Raw genomic sequence first — 17,069 nt, 5'->3', positions numbered from 1 at the left:
ACCTACGATGCGCCGAGCGAATCGAGGCAACTCAGCACTGTGGCAATCACCGACATCAAGGCGTTCGCTCATCTGACCGAGACGGATATCGAGGCCCTGGGACAGGAACTCGACAGCATCCGGCGCACCGTCGAATCATCTCTGGGCGAGAACGACGCGAAGTACATCCGGCGGTCCATTCGCGCGCAGCGCATCCTGGAGGCCGCGGGACGGATCACCCTGTTCGCCGGCAAGCGGCGCACGGCGTGGCTGGCCGGCACGACCTTGCTGACGATTGCCAAGATCATCGAGAACATGGAGCTCGGGCACAACATCAGCCACGGGCAATGGGATTGGATGAACGACCCGGAGATCCACTCCACCTCGTGGGAGTGGGATATGACGGGCACCTCCGGGCAGTGGAAGCGCGCGCACAACTATTCGCACCACACCTACACCAATGTGCTGGGCAAAGATGAGGACCTGGGATTCGGCATCCTGCGGATGACCCGCGACGAGCAGTGGCGCCCGGTCCACCTCATCCAGCCGCTGGCGAATCTGCTGCTGGCCGCCACCTTCGAGTGGGGCATCGCGCTGCACGACCTCAGAGCCGAGAAGGATCAACTCGGCGTCCGGCCATGGGAGGTGCTCTCCGAGCCCAACAAGGCATTCTTCCGCAAGGCCGGTCGGCAGGTGGCGAAGGATTTCGTGATCTATCCCGCGCTGACCGGCCCGGCCTGGAAGCAGACGCTGAAAGCCAATGCGACCGCGAATCTCCTGCGCAACCTGTGGGCGTACGCGGTGATCTTCTGCGGTCACTTCCCGGACGGCGCGGAGAAATTCACCGAGGAGCAATTCGCCGACGAGACTCGCGGCGAATGGTATCTGCGGCAGATGCTGGGCAGCGCGAATTTCACCGCGGGCAGGTCGATGGCGTTCATGAGTGGCAACCTCTGCTACCAGATCGAGCATCACCTGTTCCCGGACATTCCCAGCAGCCGCTATCCGGAGATCTCGGTCCAGGTGCGCGAACTGTGCGACAAATACGATCTGCCCTATACGACCGGCTCGCTGGGCAAACAGTATCTGCTGGCCTTCCGGACCATTCACAAGCTGGCGCTGCCGGACCGATATCTGCGCCGCACCGCCGACGACGCACCCGAAACCTCGTCCGAGCGCAAATTCGCGGCGCTGTCGCTGTATTGGCCGAGCGCCGAGACCGTCGTCGACCCGGAAACGGGTGTGCGTCGCGGTCTGCGTTCGGCGATGGCCGAGGCGAAGGTGGCTTTGCGGGAGCGGGCCCGTCAGGAGAAGGAGGCCCTGCGCGAGGCCAAGCTGGTCCTGCAGGACAAGGCCCGGCAGGAACAGCAGGCGCTGCGTGAGGCGACCCAGGCGTGGCAGGACAAGGCGCGCCACGAACAGCAGGCATTGCGCGAGGCCACCCAGGCTCTGCAGGACAAGGCGCGCGAGGAACGGCGGCAGTTGTGGAGACGCGCGTTGCGGGAGCGGGCCCTGTGGCGGGTGCGTCGTCGGCAGCGGACGCGGCGGAGCCCGTAAGCATATCTTGGTTACATTCACAATGCGGCGTACGCCACAGTTGTGGATCGATCAGGAGATAACCTACGGGCCCGTAACCTACGGTAGTGTAACCCCCATGGCGATCTCGGATGTCAAGGAATACGCGCACCTCACCCCGGAGGACGTGGAAGCGATCGGTGTAGAGCTGGATGCCATCCGGCGGGAAATCGAAGCCTCTCGTGGACAACGCGATGCCCGCTACATCCGCAATGTGATCCGGCTCCAGCGCGCGCTCGAGATCAGCGGCCGCGCGGTGCTGTTCGCGAGCTTCCTCCCGCCCGCATGGCTGGCCGGCGTCGCCCTGCTGGGCACGGCCAAGATCATCGAGAACATGGAAATCGGCCACAATGTCATGCACGGCCAGTGGGACTGGATGAACGATCCGGAAATCCACTCCGCGTCGTGGGAGTGGGACAACGTCGGCCCGTCCGCGCACTGGAAGATCACGCACAACTTCCTGCACCACAAGTACACCAACGTCCTGGGCATGGACGACGACATCGGCTACGGCCTGCTGCGCGTCACGCGCGACCAGCGCTGGGCGCCGTTCTATCTCGGTCAGCCGGTGTACAACCTGCTGCTGCAGATGTTCTTCGAATACGGCGTGGCGATCCAGCACCTGGAATTGGGCAAGGTGGCCAAGAAGAAGTGGGCCCCCGACAGCCCGGAGCGCAAGCAGTTCGAAGAGGACCGTCGCTTGGTGCTGAAGAAGGTCGGCAAGCAGGTGGCCAAGGATTATGCGATCTTCCCGCTGCTGACCGGCCCGGCATTCCTGTCCACGCTCTCGGCCAATATCGTGGCCAACATCATCCGCAATGTATGGACCAATGCGGTGATCTTCTGCGGCCACTTCCCCGACGGTGCCGAGAAGTTCACCAAGGCCGATATCGACGGCGAGACCCAGGGCGAATGGTATCTGCGCCAGATGCTGGGCAGCGCCAATATCTCCGGCGGCCCCGTGCTGCATTTCATGACCGGCAACCTCTCCCACCAGATCGAGCACCATCTGTTCCCGGACCTGCCGAGCAACCGGCTCGCCTCGATCGCGGTGCGGGTGCGCGCGCTGTGCGATAAATACGATCTGCCCTACACCACCGGTTCGCTGCCGGTGCAGTACGGCAAGTCGTGGCGCACGATCATCAAGCTCTCGCTGCCGAACAAATATCTGCGTCGGTCCACCGACGACGCCCCCGAGACCAGGTCCGAGCGCGCCTTCGGCGGCGTCTCCGAGATCGACCCGGTCACTGGACGTCGCCGGGGCCTGCGCACCGCATTGAAGCAGGGCCGTCGCCGCCTCGCCGAAGCCCGCCGCGCGGTGCCGATCGGCTGAGCCCGCCACGTAGAGCACCTGAGCGCACCCCGTCCGGCATCCCGGGCGGGGTGCGCTCATCTGCCGGCACAGGTGCGTCGGGCAAGGGTTCGGCGCTGCGAGATTATTTGCCTCTGGTTGACTGGTGCCGACTGGGATACGTGCGGGCAAGATTGGCGATGGTGTGGTTACTGAGCACGACATTTACGAAGTGATCCGGCGGCGGCGCGATGTGCGCGCCGAGTTCACCGGCGAACTCCTCGACGATGCCGCCCTGATGCGGATCCTCGACGCGGCGCATCGCGCGCCGAGCGTCGGCAATTCGCAGCCGTGGGATTTCATCGTCGTGCGCGACCCCGCCACGCTGACCCGCTTCGCCGCGCACGTCGCGGACAAGCGCATCGAATTCCGTGAGTCGCTGCCGCCCGAACGGGCCCGGACCTTCGAGCCGATCAAGATCGAGGGCATCACCGAGAGCGGCACCGGCATCGTGGTCACCCACGACGACAGCCGGGGCGGCCCGCACATCCTGGGCCGGGCCACCGTCCCCGAAACCGGGCTCTACTCCACTATTCTCGCGATTCAGAACCTGTGGCTGGCCGCCACCGCCGAGGGGATCGGCGTCGGCTGGGTCAGCTTCTACGACGCGCCCTTCCTCACCGACCTGATGCACCTGCCGCCCGGAATCCGCCCGATCGCCTGGCTGTGCGTGGGGCCGGTCCACGAATTCCAGGAAACGCCCGACCTGGAACGCTTCGGCTGGCGCGAGCGACGCCCGCTGAGCGAGGCCGTGCACTGGGAGAAGTTCTCCGGCTGAACCGGCCCCGCGCGGGAACTACACCCGCTCGAGCACCGCGGAGGCCCCGATGCCACCGGCCGCGCAGATGCCCAGCAGCGCAACGCTTTTGTCCGAACGTGCCAGTTCATTGGCCATCGTGGTGACCATGCGGGCGCCCGTCGCGCCGAAGGGATGTCCGAGCGAGACCGATCCACCGTGCACGTTCAGCACCGCGGGATCGATCTCGCCGACGGCACTGTCGCGGTCCAGACGTGTCTTGGCCCACTCGTCACTGGCCAGCGCCGCCAGCACGGAGAGGGTCTGCGCGGCGAACGCCTCGTGAATATCGACGAAATCCACGTCGCCCAGAGACATTCCGGCCTTGTCCAGTGCGCGCGGCATCGAGATGGCCGGGCCGATCAACACCTGATCGCGGGGATCCACGCTGACATAACTCCATGACCGGAATGCCGCGAGCGGTTCGAAACCCAGTGCGCGCGCTTTGTCCTCGCTCATCAGCAGCACCGCGGAAGCCCCGTCGGTGAGCGGGCTGGCGTTGCCCGCCGTGACGGTGCCGTTCTTCGCGAACACCGGTGCCAGCGTGGCGAGCTTCTCGACGCTGGTGTTCGCGCGAACCAGACCGTCCCGGGTGACCGTCTTCCCTTCGGGCGTAACCACATCGAGCACCTCGTCGGCGAACCGGCCGGAGTCGATGGCAGCGGCGGCGCGGTGATGCGAGCGGGCCGCGAACTCGTCCTGGGCCGCGCGGCCGACGCCGTGGATCGCGGCCATCTTCTCGGCTGACTCCCCCATCACCTCACCGGTCGTGCGCTCGGCGATCTTGGGCCGGTGCGGCAGGATATCGGTGAACGGCGCGAGTTGGGCGACCGCCGAGAGATAGTCCTTCGGTTTGGGTTTGCCGAGTGCGAGCGGCGCACCCGCGTGGACCAGCTTCTGCGGCAACTTCACCTCGGCGTTGCTGGTGGAATCACTACCACCCGCGATCATCACGTCGTACTCGCCACGTTCGATCGCGGCGGCCGCGGTCGTCACCGCCTGCAATCCCGACGCGCACGCCCGGGTCACCGTATGCCCCTCGCATCCGGAATCCAGTTCCAGATCCAGGGCGATCTCCCGGGCGATATTGGGTGCGGCACTGGGCAGGATCACCCCGCCCCACACGATCGCCTGTACCGCGGCCTTGGGCAGCCCGGTCCGGGCCAGCAGCCCGGCGACCGCCGTATCGGCCAGGTCGATGGAATCCATCCGCATGTAATCGGTGAACGCCCGCACGAACGGCGTCCGCACTCCGGACACGATCACAGCACGGCGAGTTGCGCTGGTAGCCATGCGATTTCCTTTCGAGAGAATCACCCGGCACCGAACTTACTCCAAGGTAAGGAGAAAAGCGATACACAGCGTCACAGGCAAATCCCCGAAAGGACATACCGAAAGGGCCGACGACACCTGGTCGGTCGCCGGCCCCGAGACCGATAACTGCTACGCGAGCCTGATCAGGCCGTAGTCGAAGGCATGACGGCGGTACACCACCGAGGGACGATCGGACTCCCGGTCGTGGAAGAGGAAGAAATCGTGGCCGACGAGTTCCATCTGGTAGAGCGCGTCGTCGACCGACATCGGCGCGGCGGGATGCACCTTGGTCCGCACGATATGGCCGGGACCGGCGTAATCAGCCTGATCCACTTCCTGATCCACGACACCGTTCGCGGCCGGGCGGCGCAGCGATTCGTCGATGAGATCCGCGGTCGCCTCGGCCACCGATACCGGGGTCTTCTCCCCGTAGTGCACCCGGCGACGATCCTTGCTGCGACGCAGTCGGCTCTCGAGCTTCTCGGCAGCCTGTTCCAGAGCGGCGTAGAAGCTGTCCGCACAGGCCTCCGCGCGCACGATCGGCCCCTTGCCGCGTGCGGTGATCTCGAGCCGCTGACAGCTCTTGCGCTGCCGGCGATTGCGTTCGTGGAAGAGCTCCACATCGAACAGATAGATCAACGGGTCGAAACGCTCGAGCCGGGAGAGCCTGTCCGCCACGTGAATTCGGAAATGATCAGGGACCTCGACGTTGCGGCCCTTCACCACGACGTCGGCACTGGGGACTTTGGGCTGTTCCTCGGGTTCGGCTCGGTCGAAAGCGGTGGAATCGGCTGTCGCGCCATAGCGGGCCGAGGCGTCTGCTTCTTTCACTGAAGGTCGTGAAGTCGTCACGCGTACCTCCCGGATCTGGCCACACACACGAGTCGTGTGCGGCGGGTAATAGCCGTATCGAGAGGTGTGCGCGGCAGGCGATCAGCTGACACGGGCGGCGGTCGCGAGACTGGTTGCGCACACTGGAAAACTCGACACGTAAGTCGCTCGAGGCGCCACCTCCAACCTCTGGTACGGGGTGTCAGATCGCTCTGATGGCCACGCTATTACGCCAGCGACCTGTCCGCCAGTGTTCACGCAAATTTCGCCGCCTCATGCCGCGCAAGTCACCATGACAGCGCGCACACCGATGCCCGCGGCGGCCAGCGCACGAACCGACTCGCCCGCTGTTGCTCCCGTTGTCAGGACATCATCGACCAGCACTACCTCGACATTTGCCGCCGAGAGAGCAGCGGGCAACACCCGGGCACAGGCCGTGATCCGCCCGTGCAGATTGGCTCTGCGCTCCCTCGGGCCCAGGCCGACCGAATCCCTCACCGCACGGTGCATTCGCAACGCCGGAACAGCCCGGCAATCAGGTAGCGAACTCGCGGCTAATCGGGTGACCCGGGCCACCGGATCACCCCCGCGACGGCGCGCGGCCGACCGCTTGGTCGGTGCCGGAATCAGAACCAGCGACCGTCGTGGATCCCGAAGTTTATCCAGCCCCCTGGCCAATGCCAACCCCAACGGCCGCGCCAGATCCCGGCGTCCATGCTCCTTTACGGCGATGATCGCCCGGCGTCCAGCACCGGAATACCTGCCCAGCGCCCAGCACGGCACACCCGGATCGGTGCGCGGTCGCACCCGCATCGGCATACCGGACAGACTCCGTGCGCACCCGGCGCACCATACATCCCCGTGTGCCCCACATCCCCCGCACGTTCGCGGCAGGATCAGATCCAGCAGCATCCGCATCGGCCCAGTGTGCCGGTCATTTCCGGCATCGCCAACAGGTTCGGCGTTCACCCATGTGCAGCGGGTGCGCCCGATGATCCCGAAGGATCGTCCACCGAACTCAGCCCGGCAGCACCGGTACGGCGTTCGTGCCCAATCCCTGTACCTCGCGCCAGAATCGGTCCGCGGCCGGATCGGTGGACTGCAATTGCATCACCGCACGCGAATCCGCGACGTAATACGTGTCGGAAGCCACGCTGACCGACCGCACCGGCGGGGTCAGATTCTGACTCGACAACGTGGTCAGATCCGAACCGTCGATGAAGACCGTCTCCACCGGATTCACATCTCCCTCCCGGGCCACGACCAGGGTGTCGGGACTGGTCCAGTCGATGGACACCGCGGTCGTGCTCAGATCGACCGCGACCGGCTGGGGCGAGACCAGGGAGTACTTGCCGTCCGGATGGACCACCACGACCGCCAGGTACACCTTGCCGCCGGCGATGATCGCCGCACGGGTGCCGTCGCGGGAGATGCGCAGATCGGTGATGGGCAGCCGCGGCACCGGATCGGTACTGTTCGGCTCACCGACCGTCAACGTGGAACTGTCGACGTCCTGTCGCGAGACATTGCCGGTGGCCCGGTCGTGCACCACCCGAACGACCTTCGTGCCGTCGATGACGGTCCACACCGCTCCGCCGTCCGATGTCCACGACGGCCGGGTGAAGGTGTCGCCCTGCACCACCGAGAACGTGGTGGAACCGTCATAACTCCCGATGACCAGGGTGTGCTTGGGCTTGGGGGCGGGCTCGCCGCTGTCGGCGACCGCGGCGACCAGCTGGCCGTCATCGGACAGTCCGACCGACTGCAGATTGTGCGCGGTACCGAAATATCCCGGCGTCGGCGTGATGTGCCCCTTGGCGGTATCCACCGTGACCAGCGTGCCGTCCCGCAACGCGTGCAGACCCGTGCGATCGGCGGTGGGCGTCTTCGGATTCATCGCGTTGACGTCGTCCAGCGACCAGCCGGTGTTCGCGTACCGGTCGTCGAGCGGCTTGCCGTCCGCGAGCAGGACGTACGGACCGAGGATGCCCGCACCGGCCAGTGTCAGCACCACCTGCGCGGCCAGCAGCTCCTTACTCCGCGCATCGAGCGCCGAGGCGCCGGCGAAGTCGATCCGCACCCCGCCCAGCCCCAGCCCGACCCCGTCTGCCGCGCCGTTGGCCTTGGTGATGCCGCCGCGCAGACTGATCGGCGCGGCCAGCACATTGCGCACGGCCGGCGCGAGGGACGGCTGCGCCCCCTCGGACAGCAGCGCCAGCAGCCGCTCGGTGACCTGATCCTTACTCGTGGCGATCCAGCGCAGATCCGGAACCATGCTGGAACCGGCATTGTTCGCGAAGTACAGCGAATAGCGGCGATAGGACTTGTAGAACGCGGCGCTGTCCACGACGACGCCCGGTTCCACCTGATTGATCCGCCACTCGTCGCCGACCTTCGTCAGCTCGACCCGGGTCTCGTAGGTGTTGTCCTGGGCGCGGAACGCCCCATCCGCGCCCAGCTCACCGAGTTTGCGCGCGCGAATCCGATACGTGGCGGTATCGCCGGTCAGGGATTCACGCAACGTGTCCGGAGATTCCACGATCGCGGTCCCGGCACTGTCGTCCCAGTTCAGCGCCGCGGTCGGGGACAGGTACTCCCGAGCCTGCTGATGCCGGTTGGCCGGGTTCGCGGTGGCGGACAGGAAATTGCGCACCAGCAGATCCGGATCGTGCCCCGCGACCGGCGTCACCGGACCGGTGCTGGTCGGCGCGTGATCAATGGTCCCCAGCGCCTGCGGTGCGGAGGAATCCGGCAGATTCGCACATGAGCTCAATGCCAGCACCGACACCAACAGCAGTCCGATCACCAGGCGTAATCGGCTCACCCCGGCGCGCTGCCAGGTGCGAGAACCTCGACTCATTTCGTCCCGTCTCCGGTATCGCTCAGTACGGTTTTCTCCCCCGCCACCGAGCTCGCACCGGACCCCTGCGCCCGCTCACCCGAATCCTTACCCGCCCCAACCGAATTCGACTCATCACTCGACGAATCCGCCGCCGCGGAATCCGTGTCCGCCACCGGCTCGTTCGTCTCGGATACCGACGAATCCTCCTCGGCCGCGGCCGCATTCGCGCTGGACTCGGGCACATCCGTCCCGGCCGTGGACCCGCTCGGCTCGATCCCGGCCATTTCCGCCTCGGCGGCGGACAATTCTTCCTCGGTGACGGGTGCATCCGCCTCGACCGCAACGAAATCCGTCCCGGCCGCCGATGTGTTCGCACCCGAATCGACACCCGCGGCCGGATCCACCGCAGCTACGGACGGCCCGTCCGGACCACCGTCCTCCTCGGCCGTCGTCTCCGCTCGCGGTGCGTCCTGCGTCACCGGATCCGAGGACGCTGCGGGCAGTTCGCGCGTTGCGCCACGCCGTCTCGGCGGCTCCAGCGACAACGGACTCGGGCCCAGCTTGCGCCCGCGCACCAGCGGCAACGTCAGCCGGAAGCTGGCGCCCACGCCGAGCTCACCCCATGCCTCGAGCTTGCCGTCGTGCAGGTTCGCATCCTCGACGCTGATCGACAGGCCCAGACCGGTACCGCCCGAACGCCGCATCCGCGAGGGATCCGAGCGCCAGAACCGGTTGAACACCAGCTTCTCCTCACCCGGCCGCAGACCGACGCCCTGATCGCGCACCACGATCCCGACGGCATTGGCGTCGACGTCGCCGCGCATCCGGATCAACACCGGTTTGCCCTCGCTGTGGTCGATGGCGTTGGCGAGCAGATTGCGCAGCACCCGCTCGACGCGTCGCGGATCGACCTCGGCGACAAGCGGCTCCTCCGGCAGATCCACGACCAGCTCGACATTGGTCTCCTTGGCCAGATGCTTGACCGTGGAGATCGCCGCCCGCGCGCACATCCGCACGTCCAGCGATTCGACCTGCAGCTCGGCCACACCGGCATCGTGGCGGCTGATCTCGAGCAGATCGTTGAGCAGACCCTCGAATCGGTCCAACTCGGTGACCAGCAGTTCGGCACTGCGGGCCAGCGCGGAATCGAGTTCGTCGCTGGAACCGTGGATCAGATCCGCGGCCATTCGCACGGTGGTCAGCGGTGTGCGCAGCTCGTGACTGACATCGGAGGTGAAACGGCGCTGTAGATTACCGAATTCCTCGAGCTGGGTGATCTGGTTCGACAGACTCTCGGCCATCGCGTTGAACGATATGGCCAGTTTCGCCATATCGTCCTCACCCCGGACGAGCATGCGTTCGCGCAGCCGCCCGTCGGCGAATCGGCCCGCGATCCGTGCCGCGGACCGGATCGGCAGCACGACCTGCCTGGTCACCAGCGCGGTGATCGCGGCGAGCAGCACCAGCAATACCGCGCCGCCGATGAACATCGTCCCGCGCATCAGTCCGAGGCTGCGATCCTCGTTGGTCAGCGGGAAGATCAGATAGACCTCGAGCGTCGGCACCTGCGTGCTCGGACTGCCGATGACCAGTGCCCGGCCGCGATAACCGTCCGGATCCGACACCGTGGCGAACTGATAGCTGACCTGGTTCTGCTGGACGAACCGGCGCAACTCGCCCGGCACCTCCTGCACCGGCCCGACCGAGATGTCCTGCCCATTGTCGCCGACCATCTCCAGCACGGAATTGAAATTGCCTGCCGTGCCGCCGGACTGGCCGGTGTTACCGCTCGACAGCGCATTGCGCGCGGCCTGCAGTTTCGCCGTCTGAGTGGCCGAATCATGCGCTCCGCCGAGCTGGTTCTCCACCGTCGAGCGAGCGCGTCCCATCTCCTCGACGGCCGCGGCGATCTTGCCGTCGAGGAGCCGGTCGGTGATCTGACTGGTCAGCACCACCCCGAGAATCGTGATCACGATCAGCGACAGGGTGAGCGTGGATACGACGACGCGCAGTTGAAGCGACCGCCGCCACACATGCCCCAGCGACTCTCCGACGGATTTGAACCACGCCATCATCGCTGCCAGCAACCGCTCGATGCGGTTTCTGGAGCGATCGATCACGGCGGTCCGGCCTTGTAGCCCACACCGCGGACGGTCAGCACGATCTCAGGGTTCTCCGGATCCTTCTCGACCTTGGCCCGCAGCCGCTGCACATGCACGTTGACCAGGCGGGTGTCGGCGGCGTGCCGATAACCCCAGACCTGCTCGAGCAGAACCTCGCGGGTGAACACCTGGCGCGGCTTGCGGGCCAGCGCCACCAGCAGGTCGAATTCGAGCGGGGTCAGCGAGATCTGCTGTCCGGCCCGGGTGACCTTGTGCGCCGGGACATCGATCACGATGTCGGCGATGGACAGCAGCTCCGCGGGCTCCTCCTCGGTGCGCCGCAGCCGGGCTCGCACCCGCGCGACGAGCTCCTTCGGTTTGAAGGGCTTGACGATGTAGTCGTCCGCACCGGACTCCAACCCCAGTACGACGTCGACCGTGTCGGTCTTCGCCGTCAGCATGACGATCGGCACACCGGAATCGGCTCGCAGCACGCGGCATACGTCGATGCCGTTCATGCCGGGCAGCATCAGATCCAGCAACACCAGATCCGGGCGTAGCTCCCGGACCGCGGTCAGCGCCTGTGTGCCGTCGCCGACTGTGTGAGGGTCGAAACCCTCGCCGCGCAAGACGATCGTGAGCATCTCCGCGAGCGCCATATCGTCGTCGACGACCAGAATCTTCGGCTTCATAACTACTATGGTGTCATCTCTCCGGCTCGGAACGGGCAACCACGCCAACACTGGTACGTATCCGACGCCCATCCAACCCTATCGGCCAATAATTTTCGACAGACGCGCGGTCAGCTCCGCCGGATCGTCGTGTGGTGCATGGCGCCACCACGGACCGTGCCAGTGCGATTCGGCCATCACACGATAGACCTCGCCGGTGCGTTCTTGCAGCGGTTTGTCCCGCTCGTACGCGTCGAGCGCACGATCGCTGTCGAGTTCGCCGCGCCGCCGCGCTCGTTCGGCGGCGAGTTCGACCGGCACGGCGAGCAGTACGTGTTCATCGGGCACAGGCAATTCGAAGCGCCCGAATTCCAATTCCTCGATCCAGGAGGCGATTTCACCGTCGGCGGATTGTCGCGTCCGGGCCGCGCTGTAGGCGATGTTCGACGCGACATACCGATCGAGCAGCACGATATCGTTGTCCGCCAACAACTTCGACAACTCCTCGCGCGCCTCGGCCCGGTCCAGCGCGAACAACAGCGCCATCGCATTGACCGACGCCGCCACGTCCCCGTGCCGCCCCCGCAACGCCTCCGCCGCCAGATCCGCATGCACCGATTTCCCATACCGCGGAAACGCCATAGTGCCCACCCGCACCCCGCGCCCGGTCAGCTCACCGACGACCGCATCGATGAGCGTGCGCTTCCCGGCCCCGTCCAGCCCCTCCACCGCCACCAACACACCCATAAGCAGCAGATTACCGCTCACCCCCGACAGAAAATCCCCGCCCCGGCCGAACCCCTCAGCGGGTCAGCTCATCCAGCCGGTCCCAGTCGATCTTGATCGTAATGGGCGCGCTGACCACGCTGAACGTGTCAGCGCGGTCATGCTTCTGGTGCGGACGGTACAGGCTCAGCACATGGTCGAGTACGTAGGTCTCGATCGTGGTGACCCGGTTCTCGGATACCCAGACGATCCAGTACCAGGGAATGCCCGCCTTCGCATATTCGGCCAGCTTGTCGGTGGTATCGACACGTTCCGAGCCTGGCGAGACGACCTCGATCACCAGCTTGATCAGCGACGCGGGCAGTGGTCGCAATTCATCAGGAGCACAGGTGAACAATGCCACGTCCGGCCGCCGGATCGTGGCTCTCGGTAGTTCCCACAGCAGTACATCGAAGTCGGCGTCGACGTCGAGACAGCCGTCGTTGTAGCGGTCCATGTGCGCCTCGGCAGCCGCTTCCACCAGATCCGCGATCCTTCTTGCGGCTTTCTGGTGAGCACGGCGCGGCGACTCGGCACGAACCGCTTCCCCGTTGACGACCTCGACCAAACGGCAGAACTCTTCCGGCAATTGCCGCCAAGTCTCGAGGGTGATCGGTTCCGGCTGCAGGTTCTCTTCCCGCGCCCAATCGAGCAGTGCAGACACGTGCGCTCCTGGCGATAGCTGGACTACGAGGCGATCCTATCCGGGCACTACGACAACCATCACACAACGGCCCAGCGGCGAAACCCCGCCCCGCATGCCAGGCCACCACCCCAGACGCCCGGCGACCTGACGACCCAACTCCACCACCTCCACCGTGCCCAGCGGCGAAGCGTCTCCGTCCCGCCGGAAATCGCCCGCGAAGCGAAAGGCTCCGCAAGACCAACTCCAGGTTTTCGGCGCGGGCTCGCCGTTCAGCCCTCGAAGCGCATGGGCGAAGCCCGAGTCTCGAGGGCTGAACGACGAGCCTTACAGCGCCGAAAACCCGCCGCAGCGAAGCGGAGGCCGAAAATTCAGCTCAGTAGCGGTAGTGGTCGGGCTTATAGGGGCCCTCGACGTCGACGCCGATGTATTCGGCCTGGTCCTTGGTGAGCTTGGTCAGCTGACCGCCCAGGGCCTCGACGTGGATGCGGGCGACCTTCTCGTCCAGGTGCTTGGGCAGGCGGTAGACCTCGTTGTCGTACTGCTCCGGCTTGGTCCACAGCTCGATCTGGGCGATGACCTGGTTGGAGAAGCTGTTCGACATGACGAACGAGGGGTGGCCGGTGGCGTTGCCCAGGTTCAGCAGGCGGCCCTCGGACAGCACGATGATGGACTTGCCCGAATCGCCGAACGTCCACTGGTCGACCTGCGGCTTGATGTTCAGCCGGGTCGCACCCGAACGCTCCAGCGCGGCCATATCGATCTCGTTGTCGAAGTGGCCGATGTTGCCCAGGATGGCCTGATCCTTCATGGCCTTCATGTGGTCGAGCAGGATGATGTCCTTGTTGCCCGTGGAGGTGATGACGATATCGGCGTTGCCGATCGCGTCGTCCACGGTCACCACGTCGAAGCCGTCCATCAGCGCCTGCAGGGCGTTGATCGGGTCGATCTCGGTGACCTGCACGCGCGCGCCCTGCCCGGCCAGCGACTCCGCGCAGCCCTTGCCGACGTCGCCGTAACCGCAGATCAGCACCTTCTTGCCGCCGATCAGCACATCGGTGCCGCGGTTGATGCCGTCGATCAGCGAGTGCCGGGTGCCGTACTTGTTGTCGAACTTGGACTTGGTGACCGAGTCGTTGACGTTGATCGCCGGGAACACCAGCTCACCCGCGGCGGCGAACTGGTACAGCCGCAGCACCCCCGTGGTGGTCTCCTCGGTGACGCCGCGCACGCTGTCCGCGATCACGCCCCACTTGCTCTTCTCGCTCTCGAACCGCTCGCGCAGCAGGTTCAGGAACACGGTGAACTCGGCCGAGTGCTCCTCGTCGGCCGGCGGGACCACGCCCGCCTTCTCGAACTGCGCGCCGCGCAGCACGAGCATGGTCGCGTCACCACCGTCGTCGAGGATCATGTTGGCCGGTTCGCCCGGCCAGGTGAGCATCTGCTCGGCAGCCCACCAGTACTCCTCGAGGCTCTCGCCCTTCCACGCGAAGACCGGCACGCCCTGCGGCTCGTCGACGGTGCCGTGCGGGCCGACGACCACGGCCGCGGCCGCGTGATCCTGGGTGGAGAAGATGTTGCACGAAGCCCAGCGCACCTGCGCGCCGAGCGATACCAGCGTCTCGATCAGCACTGCGGTCTGCACGGTCATGTGCAGCGACCCGGAGATGCGCGCGCCCTTCAGCGGCTGCACCTCCGCGTACTCGCGACGCAGTGCCATCAGGCCGGGCATCTCGTGCTCGGCGAGTCGAATCTCCTTGCGGCCGAACTCGGCCAACGACAAGTCCGCGACCTTGTAATCGATCCCGTTGCGGCTGTCGGCAGTCATCATGCTGCTCACTGCGGTCGTCATCTGCCTCTCCTGGTCGGCGTGTACGCAGAAGAGACTAGTACGAATCGTGCGTACACGGTACGCATGGTCGTTCACATGCGAAATCGCAGAGCGAGGCGGGCCTCAGGCCGCGGCCGCGCGGCCGTCGTCGGCGGCCAGGATCCGCTGCCGTTTGCGCGGCGCGATATTGGCCCGGCCGAGGTCACCGCCGTAGTGCGCCGACACCTTCGGATCCATCACGCGACGCCACAGCGGCGGCACCGCGGCCAGCAGGATCATTCCCGCATAGCCCGCGGGCAACTGCGGGGCCTCCTGCGAGCTGCGCAGCGTCTGATACCGGCGCCCCGGATTCGCGTGATGGTCGCTGTGCCGCTGCAGATGGAACAGGAAGATATTGGTGACCAACCGGTCACTGTTCCAGCTGTCGGCGGGCGAACAGCGGGCCCACGTCCCGTTGGGCCGCTTACCGCGCAGCAGGCCGTAGTGCTCGACGTAGTTGACCGTCTCCAGCAGACCGGCCCCGATCACCGCCTGCAGGAACAGGTACGGCAGCATGTTCGGGCCGAACGCCGCGAGCAATCCGAGGTACAGCACCAGCGTCATCGCCCATGCCTGCAGGATGTTGTTCTGCCCGCTCCACCAGCGTAATCCTTTGCGCTGCAGACGTTCCCGTTCGATCTGCACGGCCGATCGGAAACCGCCGAGCGCACTGCGCGGCAGGAATTCCCACAGCGACTCGCCCAGCCGGGCGCTGGCGGGATCCTCCGGGGTCGCCACCCGGGCATGGTGGCCCTTGTTGTGCTCGACATAGAAATGGCCGTAACCCGACTGCGCCAGCGCGACCTTCGCCAGCCAGCGCTCGGCACGTTCGACCCGGTGTCCGAGCTCGTGCGCCGCGTTGATGCCGATCCCGCTGACCAGGCCCAATGTGGTCGCCAGGCCGAGCTTGTCGACGATGCTCAGCTCGTCACCGGCCCACAGATAGGCGGCGATCCCCAGCCCGAACAGCTGGATCGGCAGGAACAGGTAGGTGCACCAGCGGTAGTAGTGGTCCTTCGACAGGGCCTCGTAGTCCTCATCGCGCGGATTGGTGCCGTCGTCGCCGACGACCCAGTCCAGCACCGGTATGGCGATCAGCACGATGATGGGTCCGAGCCACCAGAACACCCGCAACCCGGTGTGCAGCACCAACTGTGAAGGCAACAGGGCACAACTCGGGGCGATAAGCCCGAGCACCCACAGGTACCGCTTGGAGTCGGGCTTACCCGAGCGATTGCCGACCGATTGCACGTTTGCCCCGCTAAATAATTCTCTGGAACGACTGCCAGTAGATAGGTACAGACGTTACGCCCGTTACACACAGTTTCAGGGCCCTCGATTGTTGACTGTTACATACAGCCCGGTCCCTTTTTAAGCCGTTCCTCATGCCCCGGCAATCACCGCATACGGTTGGCTAACCCCAATGCGCGACCCTCGCACGATGCGTCGTCCTCTCGTTCCCAGCCCTACAGATCGGTAGCTTTCGCCGCGGAGCACACACCGGGCGAGTCGACGCAATCGTTATACAACACAACACAATTCGGATAAGCCCGAGGCAGTCGTACACGAAGGGCCGACCGGTCTTCGCACGGTGTCAGCACTCTCTGCCGGAAGAAATATCACATCCGTCACCGCCATGCCGGATCCAGCCAGACGTATTACCTACCGCGAGAGGGCCGCGGCACGATGCGACCGCATGCCGGATGATCGCCGGGTCACCGGCGGCACCCGCCGACCGAGGACCGGCGTCTCAGCGGAGCAGCAGGTCGGAGTCGGGCGGCAGGGCGTCCACGGGCCACCAGCGCAGGTCGGTGGATTCCGAACTGCGCACCGGGACAGCGCCTTTCGGCGCCCTGATCTTGAAGAGCAGGTCCAGGTGGCGGGTGGGGCGGCCGAGGGAACAGGTGATGGGGTGGGCCTGAGCGCCGTAGAGGCCGGGCTCGATCGCCAGAGCGGGGATGCCCGACTCCTCGGTCGCCTCACGCAGGGCCGCGGCCGGGACGGAGTCGTCGGATTCCTCGCAGTGGCCGCCGAGCTGGATCCAACGCCCGACGCGCGGATGCAGGGTCAGCAGGACCTCACGTTCGTCGTGGGAGAAGACCATCGCCGAGGCGGTGACGTGCCCGGCGGCGTGCTCACGCAGGCACCCGCGCGGCGCCGAACCGAGGAATGCCAACATGGCCTGCCGCAGGGATTGTTCCGGACCCGTTGTCACAGCCCAGGTTTCCAGCAACTCTGTCGCAGACTCGTGCAGCGAGCTCGCGCTCATTTATCCCTTTCGATCATCGAAACCACGATTTACTTTCATGGAAATTCGTTTCGCCGCGACT

Annotated in this window: 13 protein-coding genes and 1 pseudogene; 3 read left to right on the top strand and 11 right to left on the bottom strand. The window is 65.8% G+C overall.

Annotated elements, in window-relative coordinates:
• The first annotated feature begins 39 nt into the window (after nucleotides 1-39).
• From NM2_RS30540 to bluB, 3 genes are all read left to right on the top strand, one after another.
• Nucleotides 40-1,536, top strand: coding sequence for a fatty acid desaturase (locus NM2_RS30540; protein WP_067676089.1), 1,497 nt, complete (start codon nucleotides 40-42; stop codon nucleotides 1,534-1,536).
• A 97-nt stretch (nucleotides 1,537-1,633) separates the two neighbouring features.
• Nucleotides 1,634-2,887 (top strand): fatty acid desaturase family protein, encoded by a 1,254-nt coding sequence (locus NM2_RS30535; protein WP_067675962.1) that lies wholly within the window; start codon nucleotides 1,634-1,636, stop codon nucleotides 2,885-2,887.
• Nucleotides 2,888-3,050: 163 nt separating this feature from the next.
• A complete protein-coding gene (gene bluB, locus NM2_RS30530; protein WP_157121405.1) occupies nucleotides 3,051-3,683 on the top strand; it encodes a 5,6-dimethylbenzimidazole synthase in 633 nt (210 codons plus the stop codon).
• A gap of 18 nt (nucleotides 3,684-3,701) precedes the next feature.
• Here the strand turns inward: bluB and NM2_RS30525 are convergent, their stop codons facing one another.
• The 11 genes and pseudogenes from NM2_RS30525 to NM2_RS30480 all read right to left on the bottom strand — a co-directional run bounded on the left by NM2_RS30525 (nucleotide 3,702) and on the right by NM2_RS30480 (nucleotide 17,008).
• The gene (locus NM2_RS30525; protein WP_067675959.1) at nucleotides 3,702-4,994 is read right to left on the bottom strand and encodes an acetyl-CoA C-acyltransferase; all 1,293 of its coding nucleotides are present in this window, start codon (nucleotides 4,992-4,994) and stop codon (nucleotides 3,702-3,704) included.
• Nucleotides 4,995-5,144: 150 nt separating this feature from the next.
• Nucleotides 5,145-5,741: a ribosome hibernation-promoting factor, HPF/YfiA family gene (gene hpf, locus NM2_RS30520; RefSeq protein ID WP_245718291.1), complete on the bottom strand. Its 597-nt coding sequence runs from the start codon at nucleotides 5,739-5,741 to the stop codon at nucleotides 5,145-5,147.
• 378 nt (nucleotides 5,742-6,119) lie between these two features.
• Nucleotides 6,120-6,764, bottom strand: a complete 645-nt coding sequence (locus NM2_RS47985) for a ComF family protein (RefSeq protein ID WP_084531723.1) — start codon at nucleotides 6,762-6,764, stop codon at nucleotides 6,120-6,122.
• A gap of 100 nt (nucleotides 6,765-6,864) precedes the next feature.
• The gene (gene lpqB, locus NM2_RS30515) at nucleotides 6,865-8,706 is read right to left on the bottom strand and encodes an MtrAB system accessory lipoprotein LpqB (protein ID WP_157121404.1); all 1,842 of its coding nucleotides are present in this window, start codon (nucleotides 8,704-8,706) and stop codon (nucleotides 6,865-6,867) included.
• Nucleotides 8,707-9,125: 419 nt separating this feature from the next.
• Nucleotides 9,126-10,760: pseudogene (mtrB, locus tag NM2_RS30510) on the bottom strand (MtrAB system histidine kinase MtrB); the annotation flags it as partial.
• 44 nt (nucleotides 10,761-10,804) lie between these two features.
• Nucleotides 10,805-11,482 (bottom strand): MtrAB system response regulator MtrA, encoded by a 678-nt coding sequence (gene mtrA, locus NM2_RS30505; protein WP_067675951.1) that lies wholly within the window; start codon nucleotides 11,480-11,482, stop codon nucleotides 10,805-10,807.
• Between the two features lie 78 nt (nucleotides 11,483-11,560).
• A complete protein-coding gene (locus tag NM2_RS30500) occupies nucleotides 11,561-12,208 on the bottom strand; it encodes a dTMP kinase (protein ID WP_067675947.1) in 648 nt (215 codons plus the stop codon).
• A 55-nt stretch (nucleotides 12,209-12,263) separates the two neighbouring features.
• Complete coding sequence (locus NM2_RS30495) at nucleotides 12,264-12,890, bottom strand: Uma2 family endonuclease (protein WP_067675944.1); 627 nt, start codon at nucleotides 12,888-12,890, stop codon at nucleotides 12,264-12,266.
• Between the two features lie 355 nt (nucleotides 12,891-13,245).
• Entirely contained in the window at nucleotides 13,246-14,721 is a 1,476-nt protein-coding gene (gene ahcY / locus NM2_RS30490; RefSeq protein WP_067675941.1) for an adenosylhomocysteinase, read from the bottom strand.
• Between the two features lie 102 nt (nucleotides 14,722-14,823).
• The gene (locus tag NM2_RS30485; RefSeq protein WP_067675938.1) at nucleotides 14,824-15,990 is read right to left on the bottom strand and encodes an alkane 1-monooxygenase; all 1,167 of its coding nucleotides are present in this window, start codon (nucleotides 15,988-15,990) and stop codon (nucleotides 14,824-14,826) included.
• A 499-nt stretch (nucleotides 15,991-16,489) separates the two neighbouring features.
• Nucleotides 16,490-17,008 (bottom strand): NUDIX hydrolase, encoded by a 519-nt coding sequence (locus NM2_RS30480; protein WP_067675935.1) that lies wholly within the window; start codon nucleotides 17,006-17,008, stop codon nucleotides 16,490-16,492.
• Nucleotides 17,009-17,069: the final 61 nt, after the last annotated feature.

Origin of the sequence: Nocardia miyunensis NBRC 108239 (genome assembly GCF_001613065.1) — a bacterium.
Classification (GTDB): domain Bacteria; phylum Actinomycetota; class Actinomycetes; order Mycobacteriales; family Mycobacteriaceae; genus Nocardia; species Nocardia miyunensis.
The sequence above is the reverse complement of the archived record's forward strand: the minus strand, read 5'-3'. Positions and strand labels throughout refer to the sequence as shown.